The organism is Microcystis sp. M_OC_Ca_00000000_C217Col (assembly GCF_007095585.1).
Taxonomy (GTDB): Bacteria; Cyanobacteriota; Cyanobacteriia; order Cyanobacteriales; family Microcystaceae; genus Microcystis; species Microcystis panniformis.
In genome coordinates, this window is record NZ_SFBV01000292.1 from 1 (window position 1) to 6,439 (window position 6,439).

General features: G+C 45.8%; 7 protein-coding genes and 1 pseudogene. 6 read left to right on the forward strand and 2 right to left on the reverse strand.

Going from position 1 to position 6,439, the window contains the following annotated elements; genetic code table 11:
* From EWV66_RS18655 to EWV66_RS18680, 6 genes are all read left to right on the forward strand, one after another.
* On the forward strand, positions 1-579 hold a 579-nt coding region (locus EWV66_RS18655; RefSeq protein ID WP_287107997.1), incomplete at its 5' end, for an RNA-guided endonuclease InsQ/TnpB family protein.
* A gap of 129 nt (positions 580-708) precedes the next feature.
* Complete coding sequence (locus EWV66_RS18660) at positions 709-2,577, forward strand: cation:proton antiporter (protein WP_052276347.1); 1,869 nt, start codon at positions 709-711, stop codon at positions 2,575-2,577.
* Between the two features lie 108 nt (positions 2,578-2,685).
* Positions 2,686-2,940 (forward strand): hypothetical protein, encoded by a 255-nt coding sequence (locus EWV66_RS18665; RefSeq protein WP_052276346.1) that lies wholly within the window; start codon positions 2,686-2,688, stop codon positions 2,938-2,940.
* Positions 2,933-3,235, forward strand: a complete 303-nt coding sequence (locus EWV66_RS18670; RefSeq protein WP_004161125.1) for a DUF3181 family protein — start codon at positions 2,933-2,935, stop codon at positions 3,233-3,235. Before EWV66_RS18665 ends, EWV66_RS18670 begins: the two co-directional genes overlap by 8 nt.
* A gap of 83 nt (positions 3,236-3,318) precedes the next feature.
* Positions 3,319-4,404, forward strand: a complete 1,086-nt coding sequence (ald, locus tag EWV66_RS18675) for an alanine dehydrogenase (protein WP_052276345.1) — start codon at positions 3,319-3,321, stop codon at positions 4,402-4,404.
* Positions 4,405-4,444: 40 nt separating this feature from the next.
* Entirely contained in the window at positions 4,445-5,224 is a 780-nt protein-coding gene (locus EWV66_RS18680) for an HNH endonuclease (RefSeq protein ID WP_287107998.1), read from the forward strand.
* A gap of 5 nt (positions 5,225-5,229) precedes the next feature.
* On the opposite strand, the pseudogene EWV66_RS24485 reads toward EWV66_RS18680, so the two are convergent.
* A pseudogene (locus tag EWV66_RS24485) lies at positions 5,230-5,331 on the reverse strand (bluetail domain-containing putative surface protein); the annotation flags it as partial.
* Positions 5,332-5,351: 20 nt separating this feature from the next.
* Positions 5,352-6,326: a DUF4351 domain-containing protein gene (locus EWV66_RS18685; RefSeq protein ID WP_002785426.1), complete on the reverse strand. Its 975-nt coding sequence runs from the start codon at positions 6,324-6,326 to the stop codon at positions 5,352-5,354.
* Positions 6,327-6,439: the final 113 nt, after the last annotated feature.

Consider the following 6,439-nt stretch of genomic DNA (forward strand, 5'->3'; position numbering starts at 1 on the left):
TTAATCAAAGCCCCTCGATTTTTGTTGAAAGTACAGAGTAAGCTTAAATTGCTACAAAGACGCTTGAAACGGAAAACTAAAGGCTCTAGCAATTGGTTAAAACTTCAGGAGAAGATAGCGAGATTACATGAAAAAGTGTCTAATACTCGTAGAGATTGGCACTTTAAGTTAGCTCATTACCTTTGTGATCTTGCTGATAATATCTTTGTCGAAGATATTAACTTCATTTCCTGGTCTAGAGGGATCGTTAGAAAACAATCTCTGGATTCGGGCATCGGTAGTTTTATTAACGAGATACTACCGTTTGTCGCTTGGAAACGGGGGAAATATTATCTTAAGGTCGATAAAAACGGAACTTCCCAGGATTGTCCGAATTGTGGCGCGATTACTGGCAAAAAGTCGTTATCAGAAAGAGTTCACCGGTGTGATTCTTGCGGCCACATTGAACCGAGAGACACGGCATCAGCGAAGGTAATCGAGAACCGAGGAAAAAACGCGGTCGGACTGACCGTGTTAGAAAACGCTCGCGGAGGCGATTTGACGGGGATCGACTGGGTTAAACCAGGTCGATCTAGTTAAAAACCTATGAACCGAGAATCTCCCGCTACACCGCGCGAGCGGTTAGCGGGGGAGAGTCAAAATTAGAATGATTAAACCCCAACCATAACCCCGCCTCGATAACCGATAGCCGATAACCGATCGCTAAACATGGATCCATCTTTCGCCCTTACTCTGCAAATTGTCATCACTGTGGTGGCGGGGATTACAGCCCAAGTCATCGCCGAATACCTGAAAGTTCCCAGTATTGTTTTCCTGCTCATTTTTGGGATTGCTTTAGGGTCCGATGGTTGGGAAATTTTACACCCCCAAAGTCTGGGAATTGGTTTAGAAGTCCTTGTTGCCCTCTCTGTGGCGATTATCCTATTTGAAGGCGGTTTAAGCCTAAGCGGACGGGAATTAGGGCGAGTTTCTGGCAGTTTACGCAACCTTGTCACCCTCGGTACTTCCATCACTCTCATCGGTGGCGGTATGGCAGCCCACTGGTTGGGGGAATTTCCCTGGCCGATCGCATTTCTTTACGCTTCCTTAGTGGTGGTAACTGGTCCGACGGTGATCGGGCCTTTGCTGAAGCAAGTAGCCGTAGATCGACGGGTGGCGACGCTTTTGGAAGGGGAAGGGGTATTAATCGACCCTGTGGGCGCAATTTTAGCCGTAGTGGTGCTAAATACGATTATTGATAGTCATTCCCGCCCCATGGCAATTATCACTGGTTTAACCCTGCGTTTAGGCATCGGGGCGGCGATCGGCATTGTCGGCGGCGGATTGTTAAGTTTTATTATAAAAACTTGCAATTTTCTGACTTTTGAGCTAAAGAATCTCGTGGTTTTAGCGGGAGTCTGGGGATTATTTGGTTTATCGCAATTTAGTCGCAGTGAATCGGGATTAATGGCGGTGGTAATGGCGGGAATTGTGCTAAAAGCAGCGGCAGTTCCCGATGAGCGGTTATTAAGACGTTTTAAGGGTCAATTAACCACTCTTTGCGTGTCGGTACTGTTTATTTTACTAGCGGCGGATCTTTCGATCGCCAGTGTCATCGCTTTGGGTTGGGGCAGCGTCCTGACTGTGTTAGTCTTGATGCTGGTGGTGCGTCCCCTGAGTGTGGCTCTGTGTACCCTAAAAAGTGACCTAAATTGGCGACATAAGTTATTTATCGCTTGGGTTGCCCCTAGGGGAATCGTTTCCGCTTCTGTAGCTTCTTTATTTGCCATTTTACTCACCCGTGCCGGTATTAATGGCGGTGAAGCGATCAAAGCTTTAGTCTTTTTAACAATTTTAATGACCGTTTTTATTCAGGGATTAACGGCGCGGTGGGTGGCAAAAGGGCTAAAAATAACTTCTTCTGCGGCAACAGGGGCAGTAATCGTCGGTTGTAATCCCCTAGGTCGCTTAATCGGCTGTTTATTCCAAGAACAAGGGGAAAACGTGGTTTTAATCGATACGGATGCTGCGGCCTGTCAGCAAGCAAAACAAGAGGGTTTGACGGTGCTGCAGAGTAGCGCACTTGATACAAAAATACTGCAAGAAGCCGGCATCGAATCCATGGGGACTTTTCTGGTTTTGACTAATAATAGCGAGGTTAATCTGGTTTTAGCCCAAAGAGCCGGGGAGGAATTTCATCCTCCCCGGGTGTTGGCTGCCTTTGCGGGAACCCCTAACCCAGATAAAAATAAGGTTAATCAGGTTTTTCTGCCTAGTTTTTCGGTCAAGGAATGGAATCAGTATTTAGACGATAATCAGATTAAATTGGGTAAAACTATCTTTAAAGCCGATGATTTGAGCGAACAACAAACCAGATTAACTAAATTAATCGAAAATGGCGAACTGCTGCCCCTACTATTGCGCCGCGATAATTCCCTACAGGTAGTCACAGAAAGGGAAGAATGGCGCACAGGAGATGAATTAATCTATATTCTGCGCGATTTACGCCCACAACTGCTTAAACGTCTTTCTGGCACCGTCAGAACCCGTTTATCTTTAGAAATCTTACCCGAAGTGGAAATTGTCACCAGTAGATAAGTAATAGGACAAAATTAACTTCTTGGTGAGGATAGGCACTCTGGCAACTTAACTTAGCTAAAAAAAACGGTACACTGATAACTGATAATTGATAACTGATCACTGCTTATGCCTCCTCGTTGGCCCCGTCAACCCGACCGCAAAAACGATCCCGCTTTCCGACGTTTAGATGATCGCATGAATTTCGCCGTTCATGTAGCGGGTTTTTTAGCGATTAATTCAGGGTTGTGGTTTTTTCATATCATTAAATTTTCCGATTGGACTTGGTTAAATCTGTTCACGGGAATTTGGGCTATCCTATTGGTGGGACATTTGATTTATATAGCGGCGATCGCTGACTACTCGGTAACATCCCATGGCTAACACAACTCAGGACATCGAAAATCTGGCGGCCCAAATCGGGGACAATATCTACATTGACGTGGCTAAATGGCATCTCTATCTCCGGGAAGCACATTTACACAGCGTCGTTGCCGAAAAAGTCTTCCCTTTGCTCGAAAACGACAGTTTAAGTGAGAATGCAGTCATGTCTATCCTGCGGGAGATAAAAGTCACCCTCGGAGGTGGTCATCTGCAAGTTTCCCTAGCGGATTTGTTACCCAGCAAATGTCAGATAGATTTAATCGATTTGCTCGAAGAATACCAAAAAAGTCACTAAAATTCCCCAATAGTATGCCTGATAACTGGCAGACTAGGACTAACAGGCTAAAGTAGTTAGAAATAGTCCCCCAGAAGCAAACCATGGAAATAGGTGTTCCCAAAGAGATTAAAGATCAAGAGTTTCGCGTCGGTTTAAGTCCCAGTAGTGTGCGTGTACTCAATGATCGCGGTCACAGGGTATTTGTGGAAACGGCCGCCGGATTAGGTGCCGGATTCAGCGATGAAGATTACCAAAAAGCCGGGGCCAAAATTGTGGAAAAAGCGGCCCAAGTTTGGGATAAACCGCTAGTTGTCAAGGTAAAAGAGCCGCTTAAGGCAGAATACGGCTTTTTAAACAAGGAGGCTCTCCTTTTCACCTATTTACACCTAGCAGCCGAGCGCTGTTTAACGGAAGCATTAATTGAGTCGGGAACAACTGCGATCGCTTATGAAACGGTCGAGCTTGCCGATGGTCGTTTGCCTCTCTTAACTCCCATGAGTGTTATTGCCGGTCGTCTTTCGGTACAATTTGGGGCCCGCTATCTGGAAAAACAACAGGGAGGTAGGGGAGTTTTACTGGGGGGGTTCCCTGGGGTGAGTCCTGGACAAGTGGTTATCCTTGGCGGTGGTGTGGTGGGTACGGAAGCGGCCAGAATTGCCATCGGTATGGGGGCAAAAGTAACTATTTTAGATATTAACGTCGAGCGCTTGGCCTATTTAGAGACTTTATTCGGTTCGCGGGTAGAATTGCTTTATAGTAGCTCGGCACAATTAGAAAATGTGGTTCCTAGGGCCGATTTATTGATTGGAGCAGTGCTAGTCTTAGGAAAACGAGCGCCGACGCTGGTTTCTCGCTCTTTAGTCGCCAAAATGAACCCTGGTTCCGTAATTGTCGATGTGGCAGTGGACCAAGGCGGCTGCGTGGAAACCCTGCGGGCCACTTCCCACAGTCAACCGACTTACCTGGAGTCGGGAGTAGTACATTATGGAGTGCCTAATATGCCTGGAGCAGTACCCTGGACGGCAACTCAAGCTTTAAATAATAGTACCCTACCCTACGTTATTAAATTAGCCGACCATGGAGTAAAAGCTTTGGATCAAGATGTTTCCCTCGCTAAGGGGTTAAATGTCGCCAATCATCGGTTAATTCATCCAGCAGTGCGCGAAGTTTTTCCCGATTTGATTTGAGCAGTAATTTCAGGGCTGATGGTGGTATTTTCCAAGGGCTATGACTAAGAATTTATGGACAAGGGATGAGCTGCTGATCGCTCTCAATTTATACTATAAATTTCCCTATGGACAATTCCACACCAATAATCCTATTATTATCGAAGTCGCTGAAAAGTTACAGCGAACACCATCGGCCCTGGTGATGAAACTATGTAATTTTGGTTCTCTCGATCCCAGGCATCAATTGCGAGGAGTACAGGGGTTAAAAGGTATCAGTAAAGCTGATCGACAAATCTGGCAGGAGTTCGAGGATAACTGGACAGAATTAGCCCTAGAAAGTGAGGAAAAATTACAAGTTCTTTTAGGAGTTATCAACGAACAGCAAGAGGATTTTACCAGACTTGATTTTTCGGAAAATATCAAAACAGAAACCGAGGCAATCAGAAAAGTTAGAATCGGACAAAACTTTTTTAGAAAGACAATTTTAGCCCTATATAACTATCGTTGCTGTATTACAGGAAATCCCATTCCGCTGTTACTAACAGCTAGTCATATATTACCCTGGAGTCAATTTCCTGAACAGCGTTTAAACCCTCATAATGGCTTGTGCCTAGCTCGTACTCATGATACTGCTTTCGATCGAGGTTTAATTAGTTTCGATGAGGATTTAAGATTAATTATTGGCCATGAGATCGAAAAAAAGGCTCAGGATCAAGGTAGCGAGACGTTAGCACTAAATTTTATCAACTATCGCGGTAAAACTTTAAATGTTCCCGCTCGCTTTTCACCAGATTTAGATTTTTTAAACTATCATCGCTATCATATATTTCAGGGCTAAAAGTACGATATTGCCGCACCAGCTTGACTAAGCAGGTCAATTTTATCAGTACCAATAGCAAAATCCGTAACTCGGTCTAGGGCTGCGGCAGTGGACTGACTAAACTGGTCGCTTAACAAACCTGAATTTAAAGGGAATCCAAACAGTTATCCAAATCCGCCAAGGATTGAAAATCCAAGAGAGCCTCCCCCAACTGTTCTAATTGCGACGCCGTCAGCCCACGAATCTGGGCCACCACATCCGGACTCAGGGTACCAAATCGTTTTGACAACTGTCGCACAATCAGCAGAGATTCTCCTTCGAGAAGCCCCTCCTGACGACCCTCCTGGCGACCTTCTTGACGACCTTCTTGACGGGCAATACGTTCTACCGATAAGACATAGGGCATGGCTTTATTTTTCTCCAAATTTTGAATGGATGTCCACAGTTGTTTCTCCAAGTCTTGGGGCAACTTCATTAACCAGTCGATAATGCCAAACAAATCAAGAATCCGTTGCTTATCCCAATCCCTCTCATATAGTAATCGAGCCAACTGCCACTTGGCGTCATAGCGCCCTGACGGATTATTGCGGGTTTGTTGGGTTAATAAATGGGCCGCAGTCACCAGGGCAAAAGGGTTGGGATTGTCTAGCAAAGCATTGAGACAGTTGGCGTAGTCAAGAATTTTTACTGTCGCAAATTCAATGCTTGTCCGACTACCAAGCAAGTCGTAGCTGAATCCCTGGGGTCGCCAGCTTGGATTTGTATCTGCTAACACGGCTAAGGTTGCAACCGGGCGACGGTAACGGTCATAAAGCCGATAGTTGTAAATAAACAACCGTTCAGCAAAGGTTCTATTCGGTCGCCCCTGAACCTCCACATGAATATAAACCCATTCCTGCTTGGCCGTGGTCAGGGTCACTTCTACCAAACAGTCCACCCGTCGCCGCCCTAATTCCGCATCTGCCACAATTTGGGCCAGTTCTTGCTCCAGAAACCTATGGGGGAATGTCCAATCAATGGACTCATAAGCCGCCGGAAAGTAAAACGCCAGAAATTCCTGGAAATACCGCACCAGAGCCGTTTTCCAAGGACTATCGTAGTCGTCAGGTGCATTGGTCATCGGAAATTTTGGGTCTGAAACCCCGCCGTTCTAGGTTGGCTTTACGTTAGAATTAAAAGGCCAGTCTCGAAAACCAAGTGGACGGCGCAGCACCTTGAAAACTCGGCTTAGGG